General features: G+C 72.3%; 29 protein-coding genes and 1 pseudogene. 20 read left to right on the top strand and 10 right to left on the bottom strand.

Annotated features, from left to right (window positions below):
• Window positions 1–171 precede the first annotated feature (171 nt).
• Entirely contained in the window at window positions 172–714 is a 543-nt protein-coding gene (locus ACV7NM_RS04940) for a cysteine hydrolase family protein (RefSeq protein ID WP_463409096.1), read from the top strand.
• A 41-nt stretch (window positions 715–755) separates the two neighbouring features.
• Here ACV7NM_RS04940 and ACV7NM_RS04935 read toward each other — a convergent pair whose 3' ends face one another.
• Window positions 756–1,277, bottom strand: a complete 522-nt coding sequence (locus ACV7NM_RS04935) for a DUF1360 domain-containing protein (protein ID WP_463409095.1) — start codon at window positions 1,275–1,277, stop codon at window positions 756–758.
• Between the two features lie 187 nt (window positions 1,278–1,464).
• Here ACV7NM_RS04935 and ACV7NM_RS04930 point away from each other — a divergent pair, with 187 nt between their 5' ends.
• Together ACV7NM_RS04930 and ACV7NM_RS04925 are read left to right on the top strand one after the other, a co-directional pair.
• The gene (locus ACV7NM_RS04930) at window positions 1,465–2,949 is read left to right on the top strand and encodes an MFS transporter (RefSeq protein WP_463409094.1); all 1,485 of its coding nucleotides are present in this window, start codon (window positions 1,465–1,467) and stop codon (window positions 2,947–2,949) included.
• Window positions 2,950–3,243: 294 nt separating this feature from the next.
• The gene (locus ACV7NM_RS04925; protein ID WP_463409093.1) at window positions 3,244–3,480 is read left to right on the top strand and encodes a hypothetical protein; all 237 of its coding nucleotides are present in this window, start codon (window positions 3,244–3,246) and stop codon (window positions 3,478–3,480) included.
• Window positions 3,481–3,553: 73 nt separating this feature from the next.
• On the opposite strand, the gene ACV7NM_RS04920 is transcribed toward ACV7NM_RS04925, so the two are convergent.
• Together ACV7NM_RS04920 and ACV7NM_RS04915 are read right to left on the bottom strand one after the other, a co-directional pair.
• Window positions 3,554–4,093, bottom strand: a complete 540-nt coding sequence (locus ACV7NM_RS04920; protein WP_463409092.1) for a DUF6328 family protein — start codon at window positions 4,091–4,093, stop codon at window positions 3,554–3,556.
• A gap of 87 nt (window positions 4,094–4,180) precedes the next feature.
• On the bottom strand, window positions 4,181–4,354 hold the full coding sequence (locus tag ACV7NM_RS04915) for a CsbD family protein (RefSeq protein ID WP_136212348.1): 174 nt from the start codon (window positions 4,352–4,354) through the stop codon (window positions 4,181–4,183).
• A gap of 114 nt (window positions 4,355–4,468) precedes the next feature.
• Between ACV7NM_RS04915 and ACV7NM_RS04910 the strand changes: the two genes are divergently transcribed.
• Complete coding sequence (locus ACV7NM_RS04910; protein WP_463409091.1) at window positions 4,469–5,563, top strand: carboxylate-amine ligase; 1,095 nt, start codon at window positions 4,469–4,471, stop codon at window positions 5,561–5,563.
• An 84-nt stretch (window positions 5,564–5,647) separates the two neighbouring features.
• Here the strand turns inward: ACV7NM_RS04910 and ACV7NM_RS04905 are convergent, their stop codons facing one another.
• Window positions 5,648–6,040, bottom strand: coding sequence for a DUF5997 family protein (locus ACV7NM_RS04905; RefSeq protein ID WP_463409090.1), 393 nt, complete (start codon window positions 6,038–6,040; stop codon window positions 5,648–5,650).
• 57 nt (window positions 6,041–6,097) lie between these two features.
• Here ACV7NM_RS04905 and ACV7NM_RS04900 point away from each other — a divergent pair, with 57 nt between their 5' ends.
• From ACV7NM_RS04900 to ACV7NM_RS04865, 8 genes are all read left to right on the top strand, one after another.
• Window positions 6,098–6,874 (top strand): LysR substrate-binding domain-containing protein, encoded by a 777-nt coding sequence (locus tag ACV7NM_RS04900; RefSeq protein ID WP_463409089.1) that lies wholly within the window; start codon window positions 6,098–6,100, stop codon window positions 6,872–6,874.
• Between the two features lie 41 nt (window positions 6,875–6,915).
• Window positions 6,916–7,542, top strand: a complete 627-nt coding sequence (locus tag ACV7NM_RS04895; RefSeq protein ID WP_463409088.1) for an alpha-ketoglutarate-dependent dioxygenase AlkB — start codon at window positions 6,916–6,918, stop codon at window positions 7,540–7,542.
• A 211-nt stretch (window positions 7,543–7,753) separates the two neighbouring features.
• Entirely contained in the window at window positions 7,754–7,939 is a 186-nt protein-coding gene (locus ACV7NM_RS04890; protein ID WP_463414156.1) for a hypothetical protein, read from the top strand.
• Entirely contained in the window at window positions 7,903–8,706 is an 804-nt protein-coding gene (locus ACV7NM_RS04885; protein ID WP_463413830.1) for an SLAC1 family transporter, read from the top strand. The genes ACV7NM_RS04890 and ACV7NM_RS04885 overlap by 37 nt, the downstream gene beginning before the upstream one ends.
• A 32-nt stretch (window positions 8,707–8,738) precedes the next feature.
• The gene (locus tag ACV7NM_RS04880; protein WP_463409087.1) at window positions 8,739–9,173 is read left to right on the top strand and encodes a VOC family protein; all 435 of its coding nucleotides are present in this window, start codon (window positions 8,739–8,741) and stop codon (window positions 9,171–9,173) included.
• Between the two features lie 167 nt (window positions 9,174–9,340).
• Window positions 9,341–10,549: an RNA ligase gene (locus ACV7NM_RS04875; protein WP_463409086.1), complete on the top strand. Its 1,209-nt coding sequence runs from the start codon at window positions 9,341–9,343 to the stop codon at window positions 10,547–10,549.
• Window positions 10,550–10,554: 5 nt separating this feature from the next.
• Window positions 10,555–11,544 (top strand): phosphatase domain-containing protein, encoded by a 990-nt coding sequence (locus tag ACV7NM_RS04870; protein WP_463409085.1) that lies wholly within the window; start codon window positions 10,555–10,557, stop codon window positions 11,542–11,544.
• A gap of 23 nt (window positions 11,545–11,567) precedes the next feature.
• Window positions 11,568–11,927 carry an NYN domain-containing protein gene (locus tag ACV7NM_RS04865; protein ID WP_463409084.1) on the top strand — a complete coding sequence of 120 codons (360 nt, stop codon included), beginning with the start codon at window positions 11,568–11,570 and terminating at the stop codon, window positions 11,925–11,927.
• A gap of 80 nt (window positions 11,928–12,007) precedes the next feature.
• Here ACV7NM_RS04865 and ACV7NM_RS04860 read toward each other — a convergent pair whose 3' ends face one another.
• Window positions 12,008–12,520, bottom strand: coding sequence for a hypothetical protein (locus tag ACV7NM_RS04860; RefSeq protein WP_463409083.1), 513 nt, complete (start codon window positions 12,518–12,520; stop codon window positions 12,008–12,010).
• Window positions 12,521–12,845: 325 nt separating this feature from the next.
• Between ACV7NM_RS04860 and ACV7NM_RS04855 the strand changes: the two genes are divergently transcribed.
• From ACV7NM_RS04855 to ACV7NM_RS04845, 3 genes are all read left to right on the top strand, one after another.
• Window positions 12,846–13,079: a DUF397 domain-containing protein gene (locus ACV7NM_RS04855; protein WP_463409082.1), complete on the top strand. Its 234-nt coding sequence runs from the start codon at window positions 12,846–12,848 to the stop codon at window positions 13,077–13,079.
• 90 nt (window positions 13,080–13,169) lie between these two features.
• On the top strand, window positions 13,170–14,120 hold the full coding sequence (locus tag ACV7NM_RS04850) for a helix-turn-helix domain-containing protein (protein ID WP_463409081.1): 951 nt from the start codon (window positions 13,170–13,172) through the stop codon (window positions 14,118–14,120).
• Between the two features lie 55 nt (window positions 14,121–14,175).
• Window positions 14,176–14,751, top strand: coding sequence for a GNAT family N-acetyltransferase (locus tag ACV7NM_RS04845; protein WP_463409080.1), 576 nt, complete (start codon window positions 14,176–14,178; stop codon window positions 14,749–14,751).
• Window positions 14,752–14,811: 60 nt separating this feature from the next.
• Here ACV7NM_RS04845 and ACV7NM_RS04840 read toward each other — a convergent pair whose 3' ends face one another.
• Together ACV7NM_RS04840 and ACV7NM_RS04835 are read right to left on the bottom strand one after the other, a co-directional pair.
• Window positions 14,812–15,687: an NmrA family NAD(P)-binding protein gene (locus ACV7NM_RS04840; RefSeq protein WP_463409079.1), complete on the bottom strand. Its 876-nt coding sequence runs from the start codon at window positions 15,685–15,687 to the stop codon at window positions 14,812–14,814.
• A gap of 74 nt (window positions 15,688–15,761) precedes the next feature.
• Window positions 15,762–16,610, bottom strand: coding sequence for an SAM-dependent methyltransferase (locus tag ACV7NM_RS04835; protein ID WP_463409078.1), 849 nt, complete (start codon window positions 16,608–16,610; stop codon window positions 15,762–15,764).
• 156 nt (window positions 16,611–16,766) lie between these two features.
• Here ACV7NM_RS04835 and ACV7NM_RS04830 point away from each other — a divergent pair, with 156 nt between their 5' ends.
• The 3 genes from ACV7NM_RS04830 to ACV7NM_RS04820 all read left to right on the top strand — a co-directional run bounded on the left by ACV7NM_RS04830 (window position 16,767) and on the right by ACV7NM_RS04820 (window position 21,491).
• Entirely contained in the window at window positions 16,767–17,144 is a 378-nt protein-coding gene (locus ACV7NM_RS04830; protein WP_463409077.1) for a YbjQ family protein, read from the top strand.
• Between the two features lie 218 nt (window positions 17,145–17,362).
• A complete protein-coding gene (locus ACV7NM_RS04825) occupies window positions 17,363–20,803 on the top strand; it encodes an endo-alpha-N-acetylgalactosaminidase family protein (protein ID WP_463409076.1) in 3,441 nt (1,146 codons plus the stop codon).
• A gap of 49 nt (window positions 20,804–20,852) precedes the next feature.
• Entirely contained in the window at window positions 20,853–21,491 is a 639-nt protein-coding gene (locus ACV7NM_RS04820) for a class I SAM-dependent methyltransferase (protein ID WP_463409075.1), read from the top strand.
• Here ACV7NM_RS04820 and ACV7NM_RS04815 read toward each other — a convergent pair.
• From ACV7NM_RS04815 to ACV7NM_RS04805, 3 genes and pseudogenes are all read right to left on the bottom strand, one after another.
• Window positions 21,461–22,309 (bottom strand): helix-turn-helix domain-containing protein, encoded by an 849-nt coding sequence (locus ACV7NM_RS04815; RefSeq protein WP_463413829.1) that lies wholly within the window; start codon window positions 22,307–22,309, stop codon window positions 21,461–21,463. The two genes, ACV7NM_RS04820 and ACV7NM_RS04815, sit on opposite strands and share 31 nt — an antisense overlap.
• 148 nt (window positions 22,310–22,457) lie before the next feature.
• The gene (locus ACV7NM_RS04810) at window positions 22,458–22,796 is read right to left on the bottom strand and encodes an EamA family transporter (RefSeq protein WP_463409074.1); all 339 of its coding nucleotides are present in this window, start codon (window positions 22,794–22,796) and stop codon (window positions 22,458–22,460) included.
• Window positions 22,797–23,007: 211 nt separating this feature from the next.
• Window positions 23,008–23,319: pseudogene (locus tag ACV7NM_RS04805) on the bottom strand (EamA family transporter); the annotation flags it as partial.
• Window positions 23,320–23,441: 122 nt separating this feature from the next.
• On the opposite strand from ACV7NM_RS04805, the gene pdxR reads away from it, so the two are divergent.
• Window positions 23,442–24,986 carry a MocR-like pyridoxine biosynthesis transcription factor PdxR gene (pdxR, locus tag ACV7NM_RS04800; RefSeq protein ID WP_463409073.1) on the top strand — a complete coding sequence of 515 codons (1,545 nt, stop codon included), beginning with the start codon at window positions 23,442–23,444 and terminating at the stop codon, window positions 24,984–24,986.
• Between the two features lie 92 nt (window positions 24,987–25,078).
• On the top strand, window positions 25,079–26,665 hold the full coding sequence (locus ACV7NM_RS04795; protein WP_463409072.1) for a glycosyltransferase family 2 protein: 1,587 nt from the start codon (window positions 25,079–25,081) through the stop codon (window positions 26,663–26,665).
• Window positions 26,666–26,680: the final 15 nt, after the last annotated feature.

The raw sequence follows: 26,680 nt of genomic DNA, 5'->3' as shown, positions 1-26,680 counted from the left end.
CGGCGGGGGCCGGGGCGCGGGTCGCGCCCTGCTTCGCGACTAACCCGCCAGGGACGGGACAAACCCCGGGGCACGCGTGCTCGCCGAGGGCATCGGGGGCGATTGGATGGGTAGCAGCCGAGGGCCGGAGGATGCCTCCGCGAGGCCGGCGCACGAACGGGAGGTCAGGGCATGGGAGGAAGCGCACTCGTCGTCATCGACATGATCAACCGGTACGAGCACGCCGACGCGGACCTGCTCCTGCCCTCCGCCCGCCGGGCCGTGCCCCGCATCCAGCACCTCCTGGAACGCGCCAGACGCGGTGGCACCCCGATCATCTACGTCAACGACAACTTCGGGCAATGGCGCTCCCACCACGGGGAGATCGTGGAAACCGCCCTCGACGGCCCGCACGCCGACCTCGTGAAGCCGTTGCTGCCCGACGAGGACTCCCTCTTCGTGCTCAAGGCACGCCACTCGATCTTCTTCGAGACGCCGCTGGGTTACCTGCTGGGGCAACTGGACGTGGACCACCTGGTGCTCTGCGGGCAGGCGACCGAACAGTGCGTGCTCTACTCGGCGCTGGACGCGCACATCCGCCACATCGACGTCACCGTCGTCCGGGACGCGGTGGCGCACCTGCACCGGGACCTCGCCGACGCGGCCCTCAGGATGATGGAGACCAACATGTCCGCCCGCATCCGCGGCGCCGACGCCGACGACCTCCCCCTCTGAGGCGACCGGGTGCCCGCCTCGCTTCCAGGCGTCCCGCTGCGTTACTCCGCGTCCTGGAGCCGGCCGCGCAACAGGTTCAGCAGGTCCGCGCCCGTCAGCGCCGCCAGCGAACCGACCGCGAAGCGGGTGAGGGCCGGGGCGAACACGTACCCGGCGCCGAATCCCGTGGTCACCCACAGGCCCAGACAGAACGGGCAGGTCAGCAGCTCGCCCACCGCGTGCCGGGTCCCCGACCCCCGGACGTCCTCGCTCAGCTCGGCCGGCCCCGACGTACCCCGGTAGCGGGTGAAGGGGGCCCGCAGCGGGCTGGTGACCGGGTCCTTGGCGAACGTGTGCGCCACCCAGTGCGTGGCGCCGCCGAGCAGCAGAACGTCGACCGGGGACAGCCGCGGCACCGGCCGCCGCGCGGCGCGGGCGGCGGCCACAAGCCCCGCGACCCCCGCGCCGTACGCCCCCATCAGCGCGAGGTACCCCTTGAGCGGGCGTTCCTCCTCACCCGCGTAGGCCCGCTCCTCGTGGTCCGCGCGGCGCCGGACACCGCTCAGTGCTCGGGTGACGTTCATGGAAGACTCCTCGTCGCCGTACGTGGTGTCCGTCGACGCCTACCCGACACGGGCCCGCGCACGCCCTCGGTCGCCCGAACGGGTGCCCCGAATCGCCCGAGCAGGCTGCCACCGACCCCTCACGGTCGGTCAACGGGCGGGCCTTACGGCGCGTTTACAGTCGGACGCGCAGGGCACACGCCGTGGCATGGCTGATCTTGTGGAACAAGGGACCGTCACGACCAAGGTCCCCGCGCGGCTGGACCGGCTCCCCTGGTCCCGATGGCACTGGATGATCGTGATCGGGCTGGGAACCGTGTGGATCCTGGACGGTCTGGAAGTCACCATCGTCGGCAACATCGCCGGCCGACTCTCCGAACACGGCAGTGGGCTCGCCATCACGGGCGCCCAAGTCACCGGGATGGCAGCCGCGTTGTACGTGGCGGGAGCGTGTTCCGGCGCCCTGGTCTTCGGCCGGCTGACCGACCTCTTCGGGCGCAAGAAGTTGTTCCTCGTCACGCTCGGCGTCTACCTGGCGGCGACCGCGCTGACCGCGTTCTCCTACTCCTCGTGGTGGTTCTTCGTCTTCCGGTTCCTCACCGGCTTCGGCATCGGCGGGGAGTACGCCGCGATCAACTCGGCGATCGACGAGCTGATCCCCGGCAAGTACCGCGGCCGCGTCGACCTCGTCATCAACGGCAGCTTCTGGCTCGGCGCGGTGGCCGGGGCACTGCTGTCCGTCCTCGCCCTGGACACCGACCTGTTCCCGACGTGGTTGGGCTGGCGACTGACCTTCGCCCTCGGTGTGGTCCTCGGTCTGGTGATCCTCCTCGTACGCCGGCACGTACCCGAGAGCCCACGGTGGATGTTCATCCACGGCAAGGCGACCGAGGCCGAGGAACTCGTCACCGACGTCGAGCGGCGCGTGGAGGAGGAGAAGGGCCGGCCCCTGCCGGAGGCGGGCGACGCCATCACCGTCACCCAGCGCCGCAGCACCGGCTTCGGGGAGATCGCCAAGACGATCTTCCGGTCCTATCCGCGGCGGGCCGTCCTCGGACTGTCCCTCTTCATCGGCCAGGCCTTCCTGTACAACGCGATCACCTTCGGGTTCGGCACCATCCTGGTCCGCTTCTTCGACGTCCCGACCGGTCACACCGGCTACTACTTCGCCGTCATCGCCTTCGGGAACTTCCTCGGACCGCTGCTGCTGGGCCGGCTCTTCGACACCGTCGGACGCCGCCCGATGATCGCAGGCACGTACATCCTCTCCGGGTTGCTGCTCTTCGTGACGGCGTGGCTCTTCGGCGCGGGGTACCTGAGCGCGGGGACCATGACCGCCTGCTGGTGCGTGGTGCTGTTCTTCGCCTCCGCGGGAGCCAGCTCGGCCTACCTGACCGTGAGCGAGATCTTCCCGATGGAGACGCGGGCGATGGCGATCGCCTTCTTCTACGCCGTCGGCACGGCGGCCGGGGGCATCTCCGGCCCTCTGATCTTCGCCGACCTGACCTCCAGCGGCGTGGTGTCCGACGCGGTGATCGCCTTCTGCGTTGGGGCCACGCTCATGGTGGCGGCCGGGGTGGTGGCGGTCTTCCTCGCCGTCGCCGCCGAAGGCCGCTCGTTGGAGCAGATCGCCACCCCGCTCTCGGCCCGGACCGCCCCCTCCGCCCCGGCCGCGGAGCCGGCGGGCGGCTGAGCCCCTTCCCCCGACACGGCCCCCGGAAGCCGCCTGCGGCCCGGGGGCCGTTCGCGTACCACCCGCACGCACCAAGCGTCGCCGCGCGCCAAGCGACACCTCCCGAGCAACACCCGCCAAGCGACACGTACGCGACGGCGTACGAAACCATGCGGAAACCGTTCGAACCGGGTCTACTCGGAACGTCGGAACCACAGCGGCCGATGCGGTTGGAGATCGCGTCCCAGGGCAAGCGGAGGGACGCGCGGGCCGCACCGAGTGGCGCGCACGAGACGGAAAGCCGAGGTGAGCCGTATGGACGAGCGGACCACGCAGCCGCTACAAACCGGCCGGAACCCGGACGCGCCAAGGCCGGACACGCCGGGCCACGACCCGAAGACCCCGCAGCCCGAGGGCCCCGGCCCCACCCCCGGCCCCGGCGCGGTGCCCCGCGACCCGAGGCCCGCCGAGCCCGACGAGACACCGCCCGAGCCCGCCCCCGTGACGCCGTCGCCCGGTGAACGGCCGCCCGCCCAAGAGCCCCCGGACTAGTTCCTTCGCCGAAGTGGCGCGGGTCGGGTGTGTGGCCCCGGGGCGTCCGCGCCGGACGCCCCGGGCACGGACGCTAGTCGCGCTCCGTCGTGTGCCGGTGGCGCACCCACATCGGGAGCGCGAACCAGCACAGCAGGTACCAGGCCAGCACACCCGCCACCAGCCACGGGACGAGCGCGTCGTGTGTCGCCACGCGCAGAATGAGAAGCAGGGCCGTGCACAGGGTCATCAGGAGCAGCACGATGCCCGTCATCGTGAGCCGCGAGGCCCAGGTCACCGCCTGCGGCTTGATGCGGCGGCGGAAGACGATCCGATGGAAGGCGACGGGGCCGATGAGGGCGCCCGTGGCCAGCGAACCGAGGATGACGGTGATCAGATAGATGGTCCGGTCCGTCTGTGCGAGATGTTGGAAGACGGGGGTGAAGGCCACCGTCAGGAGGAAGCCGAACAGGATCTGCACGCCGGTCTGGGCCACGCGGATCTCCTGCACCAGCTCGCCCCACTGGCGGTCCGCCCGCTGTTCGGGGCTCTCGTGGCGCCCGTCGTCCCGACCGCTGCCTCCCCGGTCCTGCGCGCCACCGGCGGCCTTGCCCTCGGCGTCATCGATCGGCATCGGACCTCCTGGGGAACGGAAGGTGCCTCCCGGCACCGCGAGGGTGCTCGGGAGGCACGGGAAAAGCGGGAAGAGCCGGCAAAGGAGTCAGTCCTTGAGCGTGTCCTTGATCTTCTCCTTGGCCTGCCGGGCATCGCCCTTGGCCTGTTCGGCACGGCCTTCCGCGGTAAGTCGTTCGTTGCCGACGGCGCGGCCCGCTGCTTCCTTGACCTTGCCCTTGGCCTGCTCGCCCTTGGACTTCGCCTTCTCGTCACCGGACATGGCTTCCACTCCATCCGAAAGGGAAATGCGGACTTTGAAGCGTCTGACCACGAATGGCCGCCGCAAACCCGGAGCGACGGAATTCATCACGGAATGGACGGGCGGCCGACGGACATGATCACTGTCGGGGTCGAGGAAGAGTACGTCCTGCTGGACCCTCTCACCCACCTGCCGATGCCCCTCGCGGAAGAAGTGCGCGCCGCGGCCGGCCTCGGGTCGTTCGTGGACGAGGGGGAGGTCCAGGACGAGCTCCTCCAAGCCCAGATCGAGGTGGCCACGCCCGTCTGCACGGACCTCGGCGAGGTGGGCGGCCACCTGCTGCGCCTGCGGCACGCGGTGGCCTCCGCGGCGGAGGACAAGGGGTGCCGGGTCGCGATGACCGCCACCGCGCCCCTCAAGGACGGCACGCCGCCCGCGGTCACCCAGAAGCCGCGCTATCTGCGGATGCGGGAGGAGGCCCGGCGGCTGGTCGACGAGCAGCTCATCTGCGGCATGCACGTCCACGCCGCGGTCCCGGGCCGGGAGATGGGGGTGGCCGTGCTCAACCGGATTCGCGTCTGGCTGCCCACCCTGCTGGCGATGTCCGGGAACTCGCCGCTGTGGGACGGGCGGGACACCGGCTTCGCCAGCTGGCGCACCATCGTCTTCGGCCGCTGGCCCGTCAGCGGGCCGCCCCCCTGCTTCACCGACCTCGCGGACTACGAGAAGCGCATCGGGGCGCTCCTGGAGTCGGGGGTCATCACCGACCGGGGCCAGCTGTACTGGCAGGCGCGGCTCTCGGACCGCTACCCGACGATCGAGGTGCGCTGCCTGGACGTCCAACTGGAGGCGGACGACGCCGTCCTGTTCGCCGGCATCGTGCGGGCGCTCGTCGCCACCGCGATCGCCGAGGAGCAGGCGGGCGCCCCGCCGCCCGCCTGCTCGCACGAGCTCCTACAGGCCGCGAACTGGTACGCCGCACGGCACGGGCTGAACAGCACCCTGGTGGACCCGCGGGGGCAGCCGCGCAGCGCCGGGGACGTGCTGGTCCAGCTGACCGGTTACATCGGCGAGGCACTGGAGGAGTCCGGGGACCTCCGGGAGGTCAGCGCGCTCACACACCGGCTGTTGCGCGAGGGCACTCCGGCCGACCGTCAACGCCGTGCGCTCGCCGAGGGAGGCATGTCGGCCCTGGCCGACCTGATCACGGCCTCGGTCCCCGACCGCTGACGGCGGCGCGGCCAGGCATGCGGGAGGGGCCCGGACCAACTCCTGGGCCCCTCCCGCATGCCTGGCCGCGGCCCTCGCGCGTGGTCAGTTGTCCTTGGCCGCGCGCTCCGCCTGCTTCTCCTTGATCCGTACCGCTTCCTTGCGGACCTCCGCCTGCGTGGCGCGCTCCTTGACGAGCCACTCCGGCGCCTCGTCCTTGAGCGCGTCGATCTGCTCGGTGGTGAGCGCCTCGGTGATCCCGCCGCGGGCGAGACCGGCGATCGAGACCCCGAGCTTCGCCGCGACCACGGGGCGCGGGTGCGGGCCGTTGCGTCGCAGCTCCTGGAGCCAGGCGGGCGGGTCGGCCTGGAGGGCGTCCAGCTCGGTGCGCGAGACGACACCCTCCTGGAACTCGGCGGGTGTGGCCTGGAGGTACACACCCAGCTTCTTCGCCGCGGTCGCGGGCTTCATGGTCTGGGCGGTCTTGTGCGACGTCATGTCCCCAGGGTATCGAGCATGTGCGCTACCTCTGACCACGGCCGGTAATCTGGCCGGGTGACAGGCTCGGAAGTACCTCCCCAGTTCCGGCTCGCCTACGTTCCAGGGGTGACGCCCACCAAATGGGTGCGGATCTGGAACGAGCGACTGCCCGACGTCCCGCTGACCCTCGTCCCGGTGTCCCCGGCCGAGGCGCCCGGCGTGCTGCGGGCCGGCGGCGCCGACGCGGGCTTCGTCCGGCTGCCGGTCGACCGTACGGAACTCAGCGCGATCCCCCTGTACACCGAGACCACCGTGGTCGTGATCCCGAAGGACCACGTCGTCGCGGCCGTCGAGGAGATCTCCACCGGGGACCTCGCCGACGAGATCGTGCTCCATCCACTGGACGACACCCTGGACTGGGAGAGCCTCCCGGGCCGGCCCGCGATCGAGCGCCCCGAGACGACGGCGGACGCCATCGAGCTGGTCGCGGCAGGGGTCGGCGTCCTCGTCGTCCCGCAGTCGCTCGCCCGGCTGCACCACCGCAGGGACCTCACGTACCGGCCCGTCACCGGCGCGCCCGAATCGCGCGTCGCGCTGTCGTGGCCCGAGGCGGAGGCCACCCCCGACCTGGTGGAGGAGTTCATCGGGATCGTCCGCGGCCGTACGGTCAACAGCACGCGGGGCCGCCGGCAGAGCCCGGCCGCCACTCCCGAGGCGGCGAAGGGCAAGCGCCCCGACAAGGCGGCCGGAGGAGCCCGCAAGACGGCCAAGCCGGCGCCGGGCAAGAACGCGCGCGGCGGATCGGGCGGCGCCAAGGGCGCAGGCCGCGGCAAGCCCCGCCGGGGCCGCTGATAAATCGAGCAGGTGTTCGGTACCGGGAGTAGGCTGGAGGCATGCACGCGCTCCAGGCGTCCCTCTTCGACCAGACCGACGAGATCCGGCTCGGCCCGCTCTCCGGGTTGCGCCGCACCGACCTGGGGGCCGGCGCCTGGGCCGACCACCTGCCCGGCTGGCTGACCGGCTCCGACGCGTTGTTCGAGCGGCTCGCCGCCGACGTGCCCTGGCACGCCGAGCGGCGTCGGATGTACGAACGCGAGGTCGCCGTCCCCCGGCTGCTGTCCTACTACGGCGCCGGGGAGAAGCTCCCGCACCCCGTCCTCGCCGAGGCCCGCACGACACTGAGCCGGTACTACGCCGACGAACTGGGCGAGCAGTTCGTCACCGCCGGTCTGTGCCTCTACCGCGACGGCCGCGACAGCGTCGCCTGGCACGGCGACCGCACCGGCCGCTCCGCCACCGAGGACACCATGGTCGCCATCCTCTCCGTGGGCGACCCGCGCGACCTGGTGATCCGCCCCCGCGACGGCGGCCCCACGCTGCTCCGGCTGCCCTTGGGCCACGGCGACCTGGTGGTGATGGGCGGCTCCTGCCAGCGCACCATGGAGCACGCGGTGCCCAAATCGACGCGGGCCGTCGGACCCCGCATCAGCATCCAGTTCCGCACCAGGGGCGTCGGCTGACACGGTGGGGGCGCCCGCGGGCACCTCATGCTCGGTACCCCGGGCTCGGGACCCCAGACTCGGTACGTCAGGCCCGGTACGTCTGGCTCGGTACGTCAGCTCGGCGCATCGGGCTCGGGACCGCACCGCGAGACCCGCGGCGCGCCTCCCGCCTCCCCCGGCAGGGCCGGGTCGGATGGCGGGCCGTCCGTGACTGGTGTCCGCTGGAGAGGTGAGCCCCCTGCTCGTACGCCGGTGGTGGACCGGCCTGCCGCCCGCCGCCGGCGCCGCCGTGATGGCCTGCGGCATCATCTCCGTCGGCCTCGCCCTGATCGGCCACGACCTGCTCTCCCTCGTCGCGCTGGCCGTCGCCACGGCGCTCTGGCTGGTGCTACGGTCGACTTCGCGACCCGGCTGATCGGAGACCGGGGCCGCTTCCGCGTCGAAGCGGACACCCCGCCGGCCCTCACCGCCGTGGCCGCCACCACCATCCTCGGCGCCCGCCTCTCCGCGCTCGGTTGGCAGGGCGCTGCCGCCGTCCTGCCGGCCTTGGCGGCGGCGCTCTGGCCTGGCTTGCTGTACGCGGTCCTGCGGAACTGGCCCCGGCGCCGGCTGCCCGGCGCCGCCTTCCTCGTCTGCGTGGCGACCCAGGGACTCGCCGTCCTCGCGGCGGCGCTGTCCACCGCCTGCCACCAGGACTGGCTCGGCCGGGCGGCCCTGGCCCTCTTCGGACTCGGGCTGCTGCTGTACGGGGTGGCCCTCGCCCGCTTCGACCTCCGCGAGGTGACCGGGGGAGCGGGCGACCACTGGGTGGCCGGCGGGGCACTGTCCATCAGCGCCCTCGCCGGATCGAAGCTCACCGCGTCACCCGTCTGGACGGGCGCCGGGCACACCGCCCTGCGGACGCTCACCCTGGCCCTGCTCGGCTCCTCGCTCGCCTGGTACGTCGTCCTCCTCGCGGCCGAGCTGCGCAGCCCCCGCCCCCGCTACGACATCCGCCGCTGGTCCACCGTGTTCCCCCTCGGCATGACGGCCACCGCCTGCCTCTCCGCCGCCGCGCCCACCGGCGCCGCCTGGCTCCGGCCCGTGGGCGAGGTCCTCCTGTGGGTCGCCGTGGCCGCCTGGTTCCTGACTCTCGCGGCGCTCCTCGCGGCCCGCCTCGGCGAACAGCCGGGAACCACGTAGCGGGGGAGCGCGGTTCCCCGTACGGTCCCGCCATGGCGTACACATTCCAGGTCACCGTCGACTCCACCGCCCCGCACTCCCTCGCCGACTGGTGGGCCGACGCCCTCGGCTGGGAAGTCGAGCCGGGCGACGAGGAGTTCATCCGCCGCATGGTCGAGGAGGGTCGGGCCGGCGAGGACGACACCACCTTCCACCGCGGCAGGCTCGTCTGGAAGGCCGGAGCCGCCATCCGTCACCCGGAAGGACCGGAACGGGCGCCCCGCATCCTCTTCCAGCTCGTGCCGGAGACCAAGACGGTCAAGAACCGCGTCCACCTCGACGTCCGCACCGGCGACGACGACCCGAAGGCCGTGGTGGACCGCCTCCTCGCGAAGGGGGCCACCCTCCTCCACGAAAACCGGCAAGGCCCCTTCGCCTGGACCACCCTCGCCGACCCCCAAGGCAACGAACTCTGCGTCTCCCACTGACGCCCAGCCCGATGGGGCGATGCCGGGCGCCGGATGCGCGAGCCAGGGCGCCCGACGCCAACTGCCCGACGCCCGCACCGCCGGCAGGCCCGCCGGCCGGTCATAATTGAGTACCGGGCCACTCTCCCGCACGTGAGAATGAACCATCTCAAACCGGGAGGACCCCCATGAGCCAGGCGTTCCTGACTCTGCATGACCTGCTGCCCGCGCAGGAGCTCCAGGCGGCCATCGAATCCGGCCATGTGACCCGCAAGGCACACCCCGAACTGCCGCTGTCGATCTACACCTACACCCGCACCGCCCAGTACGAGCGGGTCTGGAACCAGGTCACCACGCGCTGCCGGGGCCTCGTCGCCGACGACGCGACCGGACGGATCGTCGCCCTGCCGTTGCCGAAGTTCTTCAACGTGGGCGAGCACGAGTCGGGTCAACCGTACGCGGCGGTCCTGCCCGACGAGCCGTTCGAGGTGTACGACAAGGTCGACGGCAGCCTGGGGGTCGTGTTCCACTACGCGGGCCGCTGGCGGGTCGCCTCCAAGGGCTCCTTCGTCAGCGAGCAGGCGAGCTGGGCGCAGCGCCGGCTCGACGCGAGCGACACCGCGCATCTCGTACCGGGCGTCACCTACCTCGCGGAGATCCTCTACCCGCTGAACCGGATCGTCGTCAACTACGGGGACCGCCGGGACCTGGTACTCCTCGCCGCCTTCCGCCAGGACGGCGCCGAGGTGCCGCTCGCCGAAGCCGCCGGGCACTGGCGGGAGATCGGCTCGGTCGTCACCGTATGGCCGGCGATGCCCCTCGCCGAACTCCTCGCGCTCACCGAGTCCAACACCCTGCCCGGCGGCGCCCCGGCCACCGGCACCGACGCCGAGGGCTTCGTGCTGCGCTTCGCCTCCGGCGTCCGCGCCAAGGCCAAGATCGCCGAGTACGTGCGCCTGCACAAGGTTCTCACCGGCGTCACCGAGCGCGACATCTGGCGCGCCCACGGCGTCCAGCGCTTCGCCGGTCTGCCCGCCAAGCAGCTCGCGCAGGGCCTGGGCTGCACCGTCGCGGACATCGAGGCCTGGGGCGGCAAGCCGCTCGACGCGCTGCTGGAGCAGGTGCCCGACGAGTTCGACGCATGGGTGCGCGAGGTCGTCGGCCACCTGGAGGAAGCCGCCGCGCGGCGCGAACGCGCCGTCGACGAGGCCTTCGGGGCGCTGGTCCACCTGGCCCCCGACCGCGGTGCCTTCGCCCGGGCCGCGAAGGCACTGCCCGACAGCCGGATGCGTGCCGCGCTGTTCCTGCGTCTGGACGACAGGCCGACCGAGCTCGTCACCTGGCGGGCCGTACGCCCGGAATCGACCGACCCCTTCACCACCGACGAGGAGAACTGAGCACCGTGTCCGCAGAACCGGCGGCCCCCGCGACCCCGGCGGCCCCCGACACCGCCCCGGCGCCCACCGCGGCCCCCACCCGACCCTTCGTGCACGTCATGACGGGCCTGCCCGCCTCGGGCAAGACCACCGCCGCGCGGGCCCTCCAGGCCGAGTCCGGCGGCCGGATGCGCCGCGTGAACCTCGACGACCTCCGGGTCATGCTCGACGGCCCCGACCACGGACGCGGCCTGTCGTACGCCCACGAACAGACCGCGCTGGACGTCCAGGACGCGGCGCTGCGGGCGGCCGTCGAGGCCGGATTCGACGTGGTCGTCGACAACACCCACCTCACCCCGCACATCCCCAAGCGGCTCAAGGCCGCCGTCGCCGGCCTCGCCACCTTCGTGGTCCACGACTTCACCGACGTGCCCGTCGAGGAATGCGTGCGCCGTGACGCCGCCCGCGAGCGGCAGGTGGGCGAGGAGGTCATCCGCATCCTGGCCGGCAAGCACGCCAAGTCCCGCAAGGGCGGCTGGAAACTGACCGCGCAGTGGCTGAACGACCAACCCCCGGTCGAGCCGTACGTCGCCGATCCCACGCTGCCCGCCGCCGTGATGTGCGACATCGACGGGACACTGGCGCTCACCGGCGACCGCGGCCCCTACGACTTCTCCCGCTGCGGACTGGACCTGCCGAACGAGCCGGTGCGGCGCGCCCTGGACGCCTTCCGGCGCGCCGACGGGGACGTCATCGTGCTGCTGTCCGGGCGGAGCGAGGAACACCGGCCGCAGACCGAGGACTGGCTGGAACGGCACGGGGTCCCCTACGACGAGCTGTGGATGCGGGCGGCCGGCGACCAGCGCCGCGACGACGTGGTGAAGGCGGAACTGTTCGACGCCCACGTGCGCCACCGCTACGCCGTCCGCGTCTCGCTCGACGACCGCGACCGCGTCGTCGCCATCTGGCGCCGGATGGGCCTGCCGACCTGGCAGGTCAACTACGGCGCTTTCTGAGCCGATCTGGGACAGTCGTACCCGTGGACGTATTGATCGTGGACGCCGCGAACGTGGTCGGGTCCGTGCCGGACGGCTGGTGGCGCGACCGGCGCGGCGCCGCCGAGCGGCTGCGCGACCGGCTGGCACGGCGCGGGGCGGGCGAGGAGATCGTCCTCGTGGTCGAGGGCGCGGCCAAGGGCGTCGCTTCCGTGCCCGGCGTACGGGTGGACGCCGCGCCCGGGAGCGGTGACGACCGGATCGTGGAGCTGGTGGCGGCCTACGCGGAGCGCGGCGCCGGCGCCGGCCTGGTCGTGGTCACGGCGGACCGGGAACTGCGCGAGCGGGTGCGGGCGTACGGAGCGCGGTGCGTGGGCCCGCGCACCGTCCACCCGGCCGACTGACGACAGCCGGGAGGCCGGCTCCTCCGAGAGGAGCCGGCCTCCGGGCGAACGGCTCGGCGATCAGCGGTCCTGCGCGCAGATCAGCGGCACCACGGCACCGTGTCGAGGTTCTTGACGTAGCGGGCGGCCACCCAGCCGTAGTCCCGGTCCTTCTTGGAAGCCTTCTTGACGGCCTTGCCCTCCCCGTCACGACCGTCGTTGAAGTCGTCACGGCCGTCCTCGCGGCCGTCGTCCCAGGGATCGCGGCCGTTGTTGCCGTCGTTCCACTCGTCCCGGTCCTTGCGGTTGTCCAGGAGGTACCAGAGGTCATTGCCGTTGACGCTCTCCCCGCGCTGCTTGCATTCGAGCGCGATCCTCCTGCCCGACTCGATCTTGCCCAGGGAGTACGAGCGGGTGCTCGGCTTGCTGCGGATCGTGAGCCGGCCGGACGAGACGACCTTGCCCCAGATCTCCCGGTGGACGCTGCCGTGCTCGTGGTGTGCCGGGACATCGGTCATCGGGTCCTCGTCGGCGACGGCGGCGCCCGCGCTGACGAGGCCGAGCACCAGGCTTCCGGCGGTAAGTGCGAGGACGGTCCTGGTGGGCTTCAGCATGAGCCGACTCCTCTACGAAGACAATCGCCCGACCGCGCCACGCGGCTCGGGCCGGCGACCAGGCGGTCGCCACGGACGACTATGGCGAGCAGATGCCTCGACACCCCGGCGGCGCACCGCCATTTAGCCCGATTTGCCCAATCAGGCATGTTTGGGGCGGATGGTTGCTTCATGGGATGATCTGTGGGGGAACGGCGGCGGGGAGGCACCCTTTCGGGGGACTTCCACGGCTGCCCGTGCCGGCTAGCATTCTCACAACTGCTTGTCGGGCAATCCCATATGCGATTGCCCGATCATGCGCGTCGGAACGAGGAGAGGTCTCATCATGCAGTTACGCAATGGTGTGGTGGCGAGCGAGATTCCCGGTGCGGTCTGGGTCAAGAGCAGCGCCAGCGTCGGCAACGGAAACTGTGTGGAGGTGGCGTCACTGGCCGACGGCGCCGTGGCGATGCGCAACTCGCGCTTCCCCGACGGTCCGGCCCTCATCTTCACCGCCGGGGAGATCGAGGCGTTCCTCGACGGCGTCAAGCGCGCCGAATTCGATCAACTGACCGGATGAAGTCCAAGGCTTAGGCCAAAGCTTGGACGGGCGGGCGTCCGCGCCCCATTCTGACGACTGAGATCCGCCCCGGTCACATTGGAGTTCCGCATGCCCGCGCTGCCCGAACCCCTGCACGATCCGCTGCCCGCTCGACCGGGCGACGCCCTCCCCGACCCGCTCGCCCCGGTCCTGCCGCTGGAGCGGGAGCAAGGCCGGGCGGCGGCCGCACGGATGTTGGGACAGGAGCTCCGAGGGTGGCGCGAGGCGCGCGGCCTCACCCTGAAGGACGTGGCACCCGTCATCCGCGGATCGGTGTCGAAGATCAGCCGACTGGAGCGGGGCGAGAGCCCGCCCAAGGCGCGGGACGTCCTCGACCTGGCCCGCCACTACAGGCTGGACGGCGAGGAGATGCGGACCGTCGAGCGTCTCCTGGAGCACGCCCAGGACTGCGAGTGGTACGAGCAGTACAGCGACGTGACCCCCACCTTCCTCAAGCGCCTGATCCAGCTGGAGGGCGAGGCGCAGGAGATCTGCGTGTACGAGAACCTCGTGGTACCGGGAATCCTCCAGACGCCGGCCTACGCGAGGCACATGGTCAGGGCAGTGATGCCCAGCGCGTCCGACGACGAGATGGACCGCGTCGTACAGCTTCGCACCCAGCGCCAACTGCGCCTGATGGAGGGTGAGGTGCCGCGTCTGACGGTCCTCCTCGACCAAGGGGTCCTCCAGCGCCGCTGCGGCAACGCCGAGGTGATGCGCGAACAACTGTGGCACCTGCTCCGTGCTGGGGACGTCGCCAAGGTCAACATCCGTGTCCTGGAGATGTCCTGGGGCTATTCGGCGGCCCCGCCCTACCCCATCACCCACCTCAAGTTCGCCGACGGGGGACCGGGCGAGCTGGCGTACGTCGAGCACATCAACGGCGCCAACTACGTCACCCGCCCCCGCGCCCTGGACGACCACCGCAACGCCCTCAGCAACCTCCGCAAGGCGGCGGCGTCCCGCGAGCGCAGCCGCGAACTCGTCGAGGAAGCACTGCGGCAGTACATGGAGGATTAGGCCCTGTTTCGAAATCCCGTTGCCGGCGGTAGTGCCCGCACATGATCCTCCTGGCATGGGAATTCCACAGCGGGTGATCGAACTGGACGGCCTGACGCTGCGCCGCTTCAACGGCGAGGCGGACGCTCCGGAGTTCTTCCGGGTCATCGAGGAGTCGCTGGAGCACCTGCGCCCGTGGATGCCCTGGGTCGCCGAGCACAGCCTGGCCAGGACCACCGAGTTCCTGGTCCGCCGCCCGGAACTCTGGTCCGCCGGCGAGGCGTTCAGCTATGCGATCGTGGTTGACGGGGCCATCGTCGGCGCCTGCACGCTGTTTCGGCACGGGGAGAGCCCGGACAACGGTCGTGAGATCGGCTACTGGCTGCACCCTGCCGCCACCGGCCGCGGACTGGCCACTCGGGCCGCCCGCGCCCTGGTCGCGCAGGCCTTCCGCCTCCCCGGCGTCGATTACGTCGAGGTCGTCCACGACCCGGCCAACCGTGCCAGCGGTGCCGTCCCGGCCCGCCTCGGGTTCACCGAACACCTCCGCCGCCCCGCCGAGCGCCTCGCCCCGGCCGCCACCGGCGAGGAGCAGATCTGGCGGCTGACCCGCGGCCAGGGGAACAACCTCGCCGCCGCAGAGGCACGTTGACAGCCACGGTCGGGAGCTCCGGAACGGTGACGGGGACACGGACGGTCACACCGGGGTCCGTCACCGGCGCAGCAGCGGAAGCAGCTCGCTGCGGGCCCACCCGTCCAGCCGCGTCGGGGTGGTGGTCATCAGGTCACGGGGCTGCTCGGGCACGAGATCGCGCGATCCGGCGGCCATGCCGACGATGCCCTCCACCGCCGACGGCGACAATCCGGCCGCCCGCAGGGCCTTCCGCACCGCGTCGTCGTCGACCGGTTCGAGCCGGACCTCCCGCCCCAGCACCTCGGTGAGGATGCGCGCGACCTGCTCGAAAGTGAGGTCCTCCGGTCCGTGCACGGCCTGCACCACCCGGCCCCGCCAGGAATCGCCGAGCAACCGGGCCGCGACGACGTCGCCGATGTCTCGCGGATCGACCCACGGCATCGGCCGCCCGGGGTCGAACGCCGTGGTCAGGACGCCTCGCGAGAGTCCTTCGAGGTCGAGCAGCAGATTGGTGAAGAAGTACGCGCAGCGCAGGTGCAGCACGTCCGCTCCGGTGGCGTCCAGCCGCTCCTCGATCCCGGCCAAGGCGTCGATGTGCCCGACCCCGTGCCGCTTCTCCGCCCCGACGCTGCTGAGCAGCGCCACCCGGCCGATGTCACCGGCCCGGGCGGCCTCCACCAGCGGCGCCGCGGTCGCCAGGGAGGTCGCGATCGGGTCCGGCGACGTGTGGGGGGTGGGATCCACCCAGAAAACGGTCCGCGCCCCCGACACCGCCGCGCGCACGAATCCGGCGTCCGTCAGGTCGCCTCGGCGCACGTCGACCCCCGCACGGGTCTCCTCGTCCAGGCGGGCCGGGTCACGGACCAGCACGCGGGGGCGCACGCCGGCCTGGAGCAGCAGCCGTACCACGCGCGATCCCACGTGTCCGGTCGGTGTGGTGACGACGATGGTCATCGCGCCATCCCCTTCATGAGGTCCCCCGGCCTTCCGGCGGTCCGGAACTCCCCGCGTGCCCCCGGTGATTCAGCTCATTCGGCCGGTTGCCGGGCCGGCGGGAGGAGGCGGCCCACGCCGCCCCACTCGACCCAGTCCTTCGGCCGGAGCTCGCGCGGAGGCGGCGAGGCGTCGGGGCGCCAGTCGACCACGTCGACGAGGTCCGGTTCGAGTATCTCCAGCCCGTCGAAGTACCGCCGCACCTCGTGGGTCTCGCGTACGCGTCCCCAGTTCCCGTGCGTGGTGACGTCCATCAGCCGGGTCACGTCGTCCCGCACCACGGGGTCGTCGCTGACGAGTTGGCAGATCACCATGAAGCTGCCGGGTGGCAACAGGGCCGCGGTCTTGCGCACGACGGCGGACGGGGAACGGTCGTCGTCCGAGTCCGGGATGCAGTGCAGTACGGACACGAACAGCGCCGCGATGGGACGGTTCCAGTCGAGGAACCCACCGGTGGCCTCGCGGATGCGCTCGGTCTCACGCATGTCCATGGGCAGCACCAGGGTGCCGGAGTTGTCGTGCAGCGTGGTCTGGGCGTGCGCGAGGACCATCGGGTCGTTGTCGATGTAGGCGACCTTGCAGTCCTTGTCGATGCGCTGGGCCACCTCGTGGACGTTGTCCTGGGTGGGAAGGCCCGACCCGTGGTCCAGGAACTGCGTGATCCTGTAGTCCTCGACGAGGATGCGCACGACTCGGCTCAGGAACGCCCGGTTGTTGCGGGCCAATAACTGGGTGCTGGGTGCGATCTCCAGCAGCCTGGCGCATGCCTCGCGGTCACTGGCGTAGTTCTCCACACCGCCCAGGAGCCAGTCGTACATACGGGCGACGCTCGGGGTGTGCATGTCGATGAACGGCGGCTGGGACGGATTCGGCCCTGACTCCATGTGCCCTCCTTGATGGCCCTGCGGGGCCCGCGGCGTGGGGGTGGTTCATCGTAGAGAGTCGCGGGGGGCGCGCGCCAGCCATCTCCGCGCCGCCGTCGACCCGCCGTCGCGCCCCTCGGGATGCGGGCGTCGCCCCCCGGCGCGACAGTGGGTGCCATGGGTATCGACGACTTTGGCGGAGGTCCCGGGGCCGAAGAGACCGGGGTCATGGTGGTGACGACCAACGACGCCCCCGGCTACCGGGTCGAGCGGGTCGTCGGGGAGGTCTTCGGCCTCACCGTGCGCTCGCGCCACCTGGGCAGTCAGATCGGCGCCGGCCTGAAGTCCATGATCGGCGGAGAGCTCCGGGGGCTGACCAAGACCCTCGTACAGACCCGCAACCAAGCCATGGACCGGCTCATCGAGCAGGCCAAGGCGCGCGGCGCCAACGCGGTCCTGGCCATGCGGTTCGACGTGACCGAGGCCGCCGACATCGGGACCGAGGTGTGCGCGTACGGGACGGCCGTGGTGCTGGCGCCCGACACGAGAGCCTGAGCCCGCGCGCCGAGGCGTCCATGTCCCGAGGCGTCCGGTTCCCGAGGCGTCCGGGTCCCGCGTCGGCTCCGTGCCCGACGTAAGTCCATGACGGAGCTCCGCTTTGTCCATGGGCCCGCCGCGCCGTGGTCCGCAAGCTGGCAGACCAGTGAGCGGACCGCGGGGCTCCGGAGCCGTGCGGTCTTCCGTGCAAGGAAGCGCCGACTCCCGGAGGCCCGATGCGCACCCCCCTCTGGCCGGCCGCAGCCGCGGTCGCCGGTCTCATCGCCACCCTCGTCGTGTCCGCACCCGGGCCCGTGTCCGCGGCCCCGGCGGCCGGTCCCCTGACCATCACCTCGCCCGAACTCGCCGTGAGCGTCGACAGCGCCTTCCCCCGCGTCATCGGCTACACCAGGCGGGCCACCGGCGACGTACTGAACGGCAACGAGGACCCGCTCACCACGATCGTCGTCAACGGCGTCCCCTACACGCCCACCGTGACCGTGACCGCGACGCCCGCCGCCTCCGCCGTCGACTACGCGTTGGCCTTCTCCGGAGTGACCATCAGATCCCGGCTTTCCGTGGCCGGTTCGGTCGTGGAGTTCAAGGTCACCGCGATCGAGGACACCGCCGCCCTGCGCGTGCGCAGCCTCGCCATCCCCGATCACAGCCTCGTCAGCGTCCGCAGCGACCAGCCCGGCGCCACGCTCTCCACCGCGCGCATGCACACCGCCACCACGGGCACCGGGGACACCTTCACACCCGTCACCGCGTCCACGCCCGTCGACGCCACCGCCACCACGGTGATGTACGGGCTGGTCAACACCGGCAAGCTGGCCGCCACCATCGACTCCAACTCCCTCTACGACCGGCCCTCGGGCGGCACCGCCCACGACAACGGCCGCATCAGCGAGCAGATCACGGACAAGGGTTCCTACCGCCGGGCCGCCCTGTGGAGCGGGGACTGGCTGTACCGGGCCGCGGGCGCCACCGACACCGAGCCCCTCCCGTACGCCCGGGTGGCGATCACCGCCGACCGCAACGCGGACTCGGTCGTGGACTGGCAGGACGCCGCCGTCGCCTACCGGGACATCTGGACCCCGCCCACCGGCTGGCAGGACACCGCGAACCGGGTCGTCCAGCGCATCCCCTTCAACTTCGCCTCCCAGGCCACCCACCCGTTCGCGCAGACCCTGGACGAGACCAAACGCGTCAACCTCGCCACGGACGGCCTCGGCCAGTTCGTCCTGCTCAAGGGCTACGCCTCGGAGGGCCACGACTCCGCCCACATGGACTACAAGAACATCGGCGCCAAAGTCGGCGGCGCGGTCGACCTGAACACCCTGACCAGCGCGGGGCACGCCTACAACGCCGACTTCGGCGTGCACATCAACGCCACCGAGGAGTACCCCGTCTCGGCCACCTTCGACCCGTCCCACCAGGGCGGAGGGCTCGGCTGGGACTGGCTCGACCAGTCGTACTACGTCGACACCCGCAAGGACGGCCAGTCCGGGCAGCGGCTGAAGCGGCTCCAAGACCTCAAGGCGGCCGCCCCCGGCCTCGACTTCCTCTACGTCGACGTCTGGTACGGCGACGGATACGTCTCCCGCGAGCTCCAGCGCGAGATCGGCGGCCTGGGCCTCCAACTCGCCACCGAATTCCCCGACACCCTGACCGAGCAATCCCTGTGGCACCACTGGGCCGCCGACGTGGACTACGGCGGCAGCGACCTCAAGGGCATCAACTCCACCATCGTCCGATTCATCGCCAACCACGCCAAGGACGACTGGATCGCCCGCGACCCGCTGCTCGGCGGCGCGGAACTCGCCGCGTACGAGGGCTGGCAGGGCAAGAAGGACTACCCGGCCTTCCTGAACACCACCTTCGCCGTCAACCTGCCGACGAAGTTCCTCCAGGAATCCCCGATCGTGAAGTGGACCGCCGACACGGTCACCCTCGCGAACGGCGCCACCGTCAGCACGGCCGGGGGCACCCGCACGATCACCACCGCGGGCCGCACCGTCCTGCGCGGCGGCGCCTACCTCCTGCCGCGCGACGGCAAGCTCTACCACTGGAACGACGCGGGCGGCCCCACCACCTGGACCCTGCCGGCGGGCTGGAGCGCACCCAAGCTGTACCGGCTCACCGACACCGGACGCCGGCTGGTGGGCGACCTCACCGTCAGCCAGGGCCGGATCACCCTCGACGCGGCGGCGAAGACCGCCTACCTGGTCACCAACGGCGCCGCGCCCGCCCAGGCCGACCCCCGGTGGGGCGAGGGGACCCCCGTGAACGACCCGTCCTTCTACTCCGGCAACCTGAACTCCTGGACGGTGACCGGCACCGGCGCGGCCGTCACCCGCAACGCCCTGGGCCAGAACGAGCTGACCATGGCGCCCGGGACCGCCCCCGCGGTGGCGCAGCGACTCACCGGCCTGACCCCGGGCACCTACGCCGCCTCCGTCTGGGTCTCCACCCCCACCGGCCGGGCCGCCACCCTCACCGTCACCCCGACCGGGGGCGCCGCCGAGTCCGTGTACGCCGACTCCTCGCCGCTTGCGAACGACCTCGGCGGGAGCGAGAAGAACGGCACCGGCGCACAGCGGATGAAGGTGCTCTTCGACGTCCCCGCCGGCCGGTCCACCGCCACCCTCACCCTGTCCGCCGCAGCCGGCCCGGGCACGGTCTCCCTCGATGACGTCCGTGTGGTCCGCTCGGCCCGTACGCCGCTCGGCGGCCACTACTTCGCCGAGGACTTCGAGCACGTGGACGCCGGCTGGGGTCCGTTCGCCTTCGGCGGCGCGGGCGGCTCCGCCACCGACCCGCGCACCCACATCGCCCAGCGCAACGCCCCGTACACGCAGGCCGGCTGGAACGGCAAGCCGGTCGGCGACGTGATCAGCGGCGGCAACTCCCTCAAGTCGCACGAGGAGCGCCAGGGCCTGGTCTACCGCACGCTCCCGCAGACGCTCCGCCTGATCAAGGGACGCACCTACAAGGTGTCCTTCGCCTACGAGAACGGCTTCGACGGCGACTACCGGTTCGTCATCGGCACGGGCACCAAGGAGACGACCACGGCCCTCGGCCAGGCACGCACCGCCACCACCTTCACCACATCGTTCACCGCCGGGGCGGACGCCTGGATCGGCGTACGGAAGGTCACCGGCGAGGACTCCCACAACGAGGCGGACCTCATCCTCGACGATCTCACCGTGGACGACCTCGGTCCGGGCGGCGGGGAACTCCTCGTCCCACAGGACAAGATGAGTGTCAAGGCAGTGGACAGCCAGGAGACGGCGGGCGAGAACGGCAGCGCCGCCAACGTCCTGGACGGCAGCGGCGCCACCATCTGGCACACCCAGTGGTACGCGTCCACCGCGCCGATGCCGCACGAGATCACCCTCGACCTGGGCTCCTCCTACAACGTCTCGGCCCTGCACTGCCTGCCCCGGCAGACGCAGAGCAACGGGCGCGTCGCGGACTACCAGGTGTTCACCTCCGCCGACGGGGTGACCTGGGGCCGGGCCGCGGCCTCCGGACGGTTTCCGGACAGCGCCGCACAGCAGGAGGTCTCCTTCTCGCCCCGGGCGGCCCGGTACGTCAGACTCAGGGCCACGAGCGAGGTGAACGGGAACCCGTGGACCTCGATGGCCGAACTCAACGTCGGCTACCTGCCGTAGTGCCGTGGGGCCGTGGGGCCGTGGGGAAGAGAAGGAACGGGGCATCACGATGAGTGGAAACGAGTCGGCGGCAGCGGTGTTCGACGCGCTCGCGGGGCGCTACGAGGAGGCGTTCGGGCGGGTGCCCGCGCAAATGGAGGCCCTGGACTGGCTCACCGACCGGCTGCCCGCCGGTGCGCGCGTCCTGGACGTGGGCAGCGGCACCGGCCGCCCCACCGCCGAGCGGCTGGCGGCGGCGGGTTGCGCGGTGACCGGCATCGACGTCTCGGCCACGATGGTGGCCCTCGCGCGCGAGCGGGTGCCGCGGGCGCGCTTCGAACAGGCGGACGTGCGCACGTACACCCCCGGGGAGGCGGCCTTCGACGCGGTGTGCGCCTTCTTCCCGCTGCTGATGATGGAACAGCGGGAAGTGGCGGCCTCGTTGGAACGGATGGCCTCGTGGGTGGCGCCTGGCGGTTACCTCCTCCTCGCCACGGTGCCGGGTGACATCAGCGGCCTCGCCATCGAGTGGATGGGACACCAGGTCACCGTCAGCAGCCTGTCCGCACAGGAGTACAAGACCCGGATCGAGTCGGCCGGCCTGGAGCTGCTGCACCACCGTACGAGCCTGTTCCACCCCGAGGGCGGCCTCGCCGACCCTGAGGAGCACCTGTTCTGCTACGCCCGACGCCCCGCCGCGACGCCCTGACCGTACGGCCCCGCCTCGTTGACGGACTGCTGGGCACGGAAGCGGCCCGGCGCCATGCCGACGCGGCGGCTGAACAACCGGCTGAAGTATCCGGGGTCGTCGTACCCGACCCGGCGGGCGACCCCGGCGACCGGCAGGTCGGTCCGGGCCAGCAACTCCTTGGCGCGGCTCAGCCTGATCCCGAGGAGGTACTCCTTGACGCCCTCACCGGTGCTGCGCCGCACCGCCCCGCGCAGCTCCGGCAGGGATATGCCGAGCCGCGCCGCGTGCTCGGCGACGGAGATCGGCAGCAGCGCGTCGCGCGCCAGGGAGTCCATCACGGCGTCGCCGTGCCGGGACACCTCGGCGCGGGCGTAGCGCAGGGCCACCAGCAGCCCGTGCACGGCCGCCGCCGCCTCCACCTCCAGCAGCGGCCCGCCGGCGCGGGCCGCCCGGACGATCCCGTCCACGACGTGCCGTACCCCGGCGGTGCCGCTCAAGGGGACGAGCGGCCGGTCGGGGGTGAGGTACCCGAGGTCGGTGTAGGCCTCCACGCTGCGGCCCGCGAAGTCGACGAAGCACTCGTCCCAGCCGGTCCGCGGGTCCGGTCCGTAGTGGTGTTCGACGCCGGGCACCAGCCACAGCAGCGCGGGCGCGGTCACGGGCTGCGGCGGGCGTCCGCCGTGGCTGAACCAGCCACGTCCTCGGGAGACGACCACCGCCACGTGGTGGTCCAGCGCCCTTGGTCCCACCACGGGCAGCGCGCCCTGCTGCACCCCCACGCCCAGGCAGACCAGCCCGAGCCGCCGGTGGTTGGCGGTGGGGGAGAAGTACCGCATCCAACTGCTGTACGGGGCGGGGTGGCAGCGGGTGGCGCCGGCCGGGCGCGCCTCGGACGCGTGGGCGCCGGCGGGGTCGGTGCGGTACGGGTCGGTGCGGTACGGGGGCGTCGGCATCTGCGGATTGTGATCCACGGCTCCGGGACCCTCAAGGGGACGTGAGCGCCGGCTCCGGTTCCGGGGCGGGCGTGGCGGCCGGCCGCAGTCCGATCGCCGGCCCGGCGATCACCAGGGCCAGCCCCAGCCACACCGTCGGCCCCGGGATGCCACCGCCCGCGGCCGTCCCCGCCCCGGCGGCGGCGAGCGGCGCGAACCCGGTCAGCAGCCCGGCGCGTCCGGCGCCCACGGCGGCCACCGTGCGGTACCAGAGCAGGAAGGCCACCGCCGTCACCATGACCGCCAGGTACCCGACCGCCGTCCACTGCCGCGGTCCCAGCGCCGAGAGGGAGCCGGGCCGTTCCACGAGCAGGCTCAGTCCCGTCAGCATCACCGCCCCCAGCCACACCGTGTGGAAGGAGACCCCCCCACGCGCCGTGGCGGCCCAACACCGGTACCGCGAGCAGAGTGAACCCTGCCTCGCAGGCCAGCGCCAGCGCGGCCCAGCCCACCCCGGCCGCGTCGGTGCGGCCGGTCCCCTCGACCAGGACGGCGCCGGCGACGACGACGGGGGCGGCGAGCAGCACCCGCGGACTGGGCCGCTGCCGCTCCAGCAGGGGACCGACCAGCGCGAGCAGGACCGGTACGGAGGCGACCGCGACCGCGATGACGGCGGGCTCGGCGTGCGCGACGCCCCGCACCACGGCCACGTTGAACAGCACCAGTCCACTCGCGGCGATACCGGCCAGCCACAGCCATTCACGGCCGCGGGGACGCTTCACGGGCACACGGGCGACACGCGCCAGGACGAAGAGGATCACGGCGGCGGCCGCGTAACGGACGGCTTGGGGAGCGAAGAGGGGGGCGGCGACGAGGGAACGGGAGACGGTGACGCTGCCCCCGACCAGCACCATGCCGACGACCCCCGGAAGCAGGTCACGGAAGGCGGAGGAGGGCGCGGGAGCAGGAGCGGGGGTGGGCGGGGACGTGGCGGCGGAGGGGTACATACCGTTCAGGCTCTGCCAGTATTGGACCCGTGAGCAGTACCGAAGAAGGCCATTCCAAGGGGTCCAAAAGCGCGGGCTGTGACTTCCTGCTGCTCGACATCGGCCAGGCGCCGCCCCGAGGCCGCACCGATTGGCTGACCTCCCGCATCCGCTCCGCCATCGCGGACGGCACCCTGCCCGTCGGCAGCCGACTCCCGGCGGGCCGCGTGCTCGCCGCCGAACTGCGCGTCTCGCGGGGCCTGGTCACCGAGGTCTACCAACGCCTGGCCGACGCCGGGCAGGTGGCGGGCCGGGGCCGCGCCGGGACGGTCGTCGTCGCGGCCCCCGTCGTCCCCGCGCCGTCCCGCGGGCCCGTCCCGTCCGGAGGCCCCGCCGTACCGGCCCGGCCTCCGGCCGCCCCCGCCGTACCGGCCCGGCCTCCGGCCGCCCCCGCCGATCCGTTCGCGCCCCTGCCCGGCGTCGCCCTGATCGACGCGCTGCGCGCCGTTCCCTGCCGCATCGACCTCTCGCCGGGGGTACCGGACCTGACCGCGTTCCCCCGCACGGCCTGGCTCCAGGCGGAACGCCGGGTGCTCGCCGGGCTCACCCCGGCCGACTTCGGCTACGGGAACCCCCAGGGAGCGCCCGCGCTGCGCGAGGCGGTCGTCGGCTGGCTCGCCCGCAACCGGGGGATTCGCGCCGACCCGGGCGAGGTGGTCGTCGTCTCCGGCGTCGCCCAGGCCCTCGCCCTGCTGGCCCGGGTCCTGCGCGAGAACGGCGTACGCCGGGTGGCGGTGGAGGACCCCGGTTCCCTCGGGGCCCGCCGGCAACTGGAGTACGGGCGGCTGGAGACCGTCCCGGTACGGGTGGACGCGGCCGGGCTCGACGTCGCCGCCCTGGCCGCCGGCGGCGCGGCCGCGGTCCTGCTCACCCCGGCCCACCAGTTCCCGACGGGCGTCGTACTCGACGGCGAACGCCGCCGGGAACTACTGGCCTGGGCCGCCGCCGGCGGACTGGTCATCGAGGACGACTACGACGCCGAGCACCGTTACGACCGCGCCCCCGTGCCCGCGCTGCGGGCACTGCTGCCGGAGGCGGTCTGCTACGCCGGCAGCGTGTCCAAACTGCTGGCCCCCGCGCTGCGGTTGGGCTGGCTGTTGGTCCCGCCGCGGCTGCTGAACGCAGTCGTGGCGGAGAAGCGGTACGCCGACCTCGGCAGCCCGGTCCTGGCGCAGCTCGTACTGGCCCGGCTGATGGACTCCGGCGAGTTGGAACGCCACCTGCGCTTCGTCCGGCGCCGCCACCGGCGCCGCAGGGACGCCATGCTCCGGGCGGTCGGGGCCCGGCTCCCCGGCGCCCGGGTACACGGCGCGGCGGCCGGGCTGCACCTGATGGTCACCTTCGACGGAGCCGACTTCCCGGACACCGCGCTCGCCTCGGCCGCGCTCGCCTTCGGGGTCAAAGCGCATCCGCTGTCCTGGCACCGCGTCGAACCGGGACCCCCGGGCCTGGTGCTCGGTTACGCGGCGGGCCCGGTGAGCGACATCGAGGAGGGGATCGCCCTGCTCGCCCGCGCGCTCCGCCAGGTCGGTTGAGCACATCGCGGCAGCTCACCCGGGCCCCGCCGCCCGAGCCGTGTCGGAGACCTCGGCACGGTGGGCCGGGAGGCGAACCCTATGCTCGTCGCATGCGCCGCACGTCCGCTCCCGACATATCCGTGATCATCGCCGTCTACAACGCGATGCCCTACCTCGGCGAGTGCCTCGATTCGATCGTGGGGCAGACCCTGGGCGCGGAGCGGGTGGAGGTCATCGCGGTCGACGACGGATCGACGGACGGCGGCGGCGCCGAACTCGACCGCTACGCCGCCCGGTACCCGTGGATACGGGTACTGCACCAGGCGAACTCCGGCGGGGCGGGCGGCCCGCGCAACCGGGCCCTCGACGTGGCGCGGGGCCGCTACGTGTTCTTCGTCGACGCCGACGACCACCTCGGGCCCGAGGCCCTGGAGCGGCTGCTGGCCATGGCCGACAGCCACGACAGCGACCTCGTCCTGGCCAAGCAGGTCGGGCTCGGCCGGCAGGTCACCGAGAAGCCCTACCGGCACACCGAACAGGCCGACCTGTACACCTCGGAGGTGTACCGGTCGTTGCACTCGGCCAAGCTGATCCGCCGCGCGGTCATCGAGGACGGACACCTGCGCTACCCGGAGGACCTCTGGTACGGCGAGGACCAGGTCTTCGTGACCGAGGCGTATCTGGCGGCCGGGCGGATCTCGGTGGTCGGCGACTACGACTGCTACTACCTGCGCCGCCGCTCCGACGGACAGAACCTCACCTCGCGCGAGCGGACCGCGCACGAGACCGTGGCGCACATCGAACGCGTCATGTCGCTGGTCTCCGATCGGGTACAGGACCCGGTGGGCCGGCGGCGGATGCTCGGACGGCACTTCCGAAGCCTGCTGGGCACGGCGTTGCGTCCGGCCGTCGCGGCGCGCCTGCGCGACCCCGGTTTCACTGCGGAGGTCTACCGGCGGGCGCGGGCGTTGGTGGAGACGTACTGGACGCCCGACATGGGCGGCGAGCTGGCCCCGATCGACTGGATCAGGCTGTACGCCTTCGCCTGCGGCCCGTTGTCCGCCTTCGAGCAACTGGTCGAGTACGACCCCGCGAAGGCGCCGGCGCCGCGCGAGATCGTGGAGAACGGTCGGGTGTACCGCTGCTATCCGCTCTTCCGTGACCCGGCCGCGGGCCTTCCTGACGTCCTCTTCGACGTGACCGACCGGCTCAAGGCACACCACCGGCTGGAATCGATGACCTGGAAGGGGTCCCGGCTGGCGCTGACCGGGCACGCGTACATCCACACGCTCGGAACCGGCCGGATGGAGAGCGAGATCGTGCTGCGGGCCCGCGAGACGGGCGCCGAGCACACCGCCCCGCTCCTCGCCCGCCCGGCGCCGGAACTCGCGGAGGACGAAACCGAGTTGACCATGGCGGGGTTCCTCGCCGAGATCGACCTGGCCACCCTCGCCGGGGGCGCCCCGATCGCGCCCGGCACCTGGGACTGCTTCCTGAACGTACGGGCCGAAGGCGTCACGCGCACCGTCCGCCTGGGCCGACGGCACGCCGAGGAGCTCGACCGGACGGCGCGCCGGCCCCGCGTCCTCGCCACCGAACCGGGCGGGGCGACGGAACTCGCGGTGTCCCCCTTCTTCACCGGCTACGGCAACCTCAGCCTCGAAGTGGTCCGTCGCATCCCCCTGCCGACCGCGTGAAACTTTTTCCGGAAC

It is taken from the genome of Streptomyces sp. Tek67B01, assembly GCF_055231995.1.
Note: the sequence above shows the minus strand (reverse complement) of the source record. Positions and strands in the feature narration are given on the sequence as shown.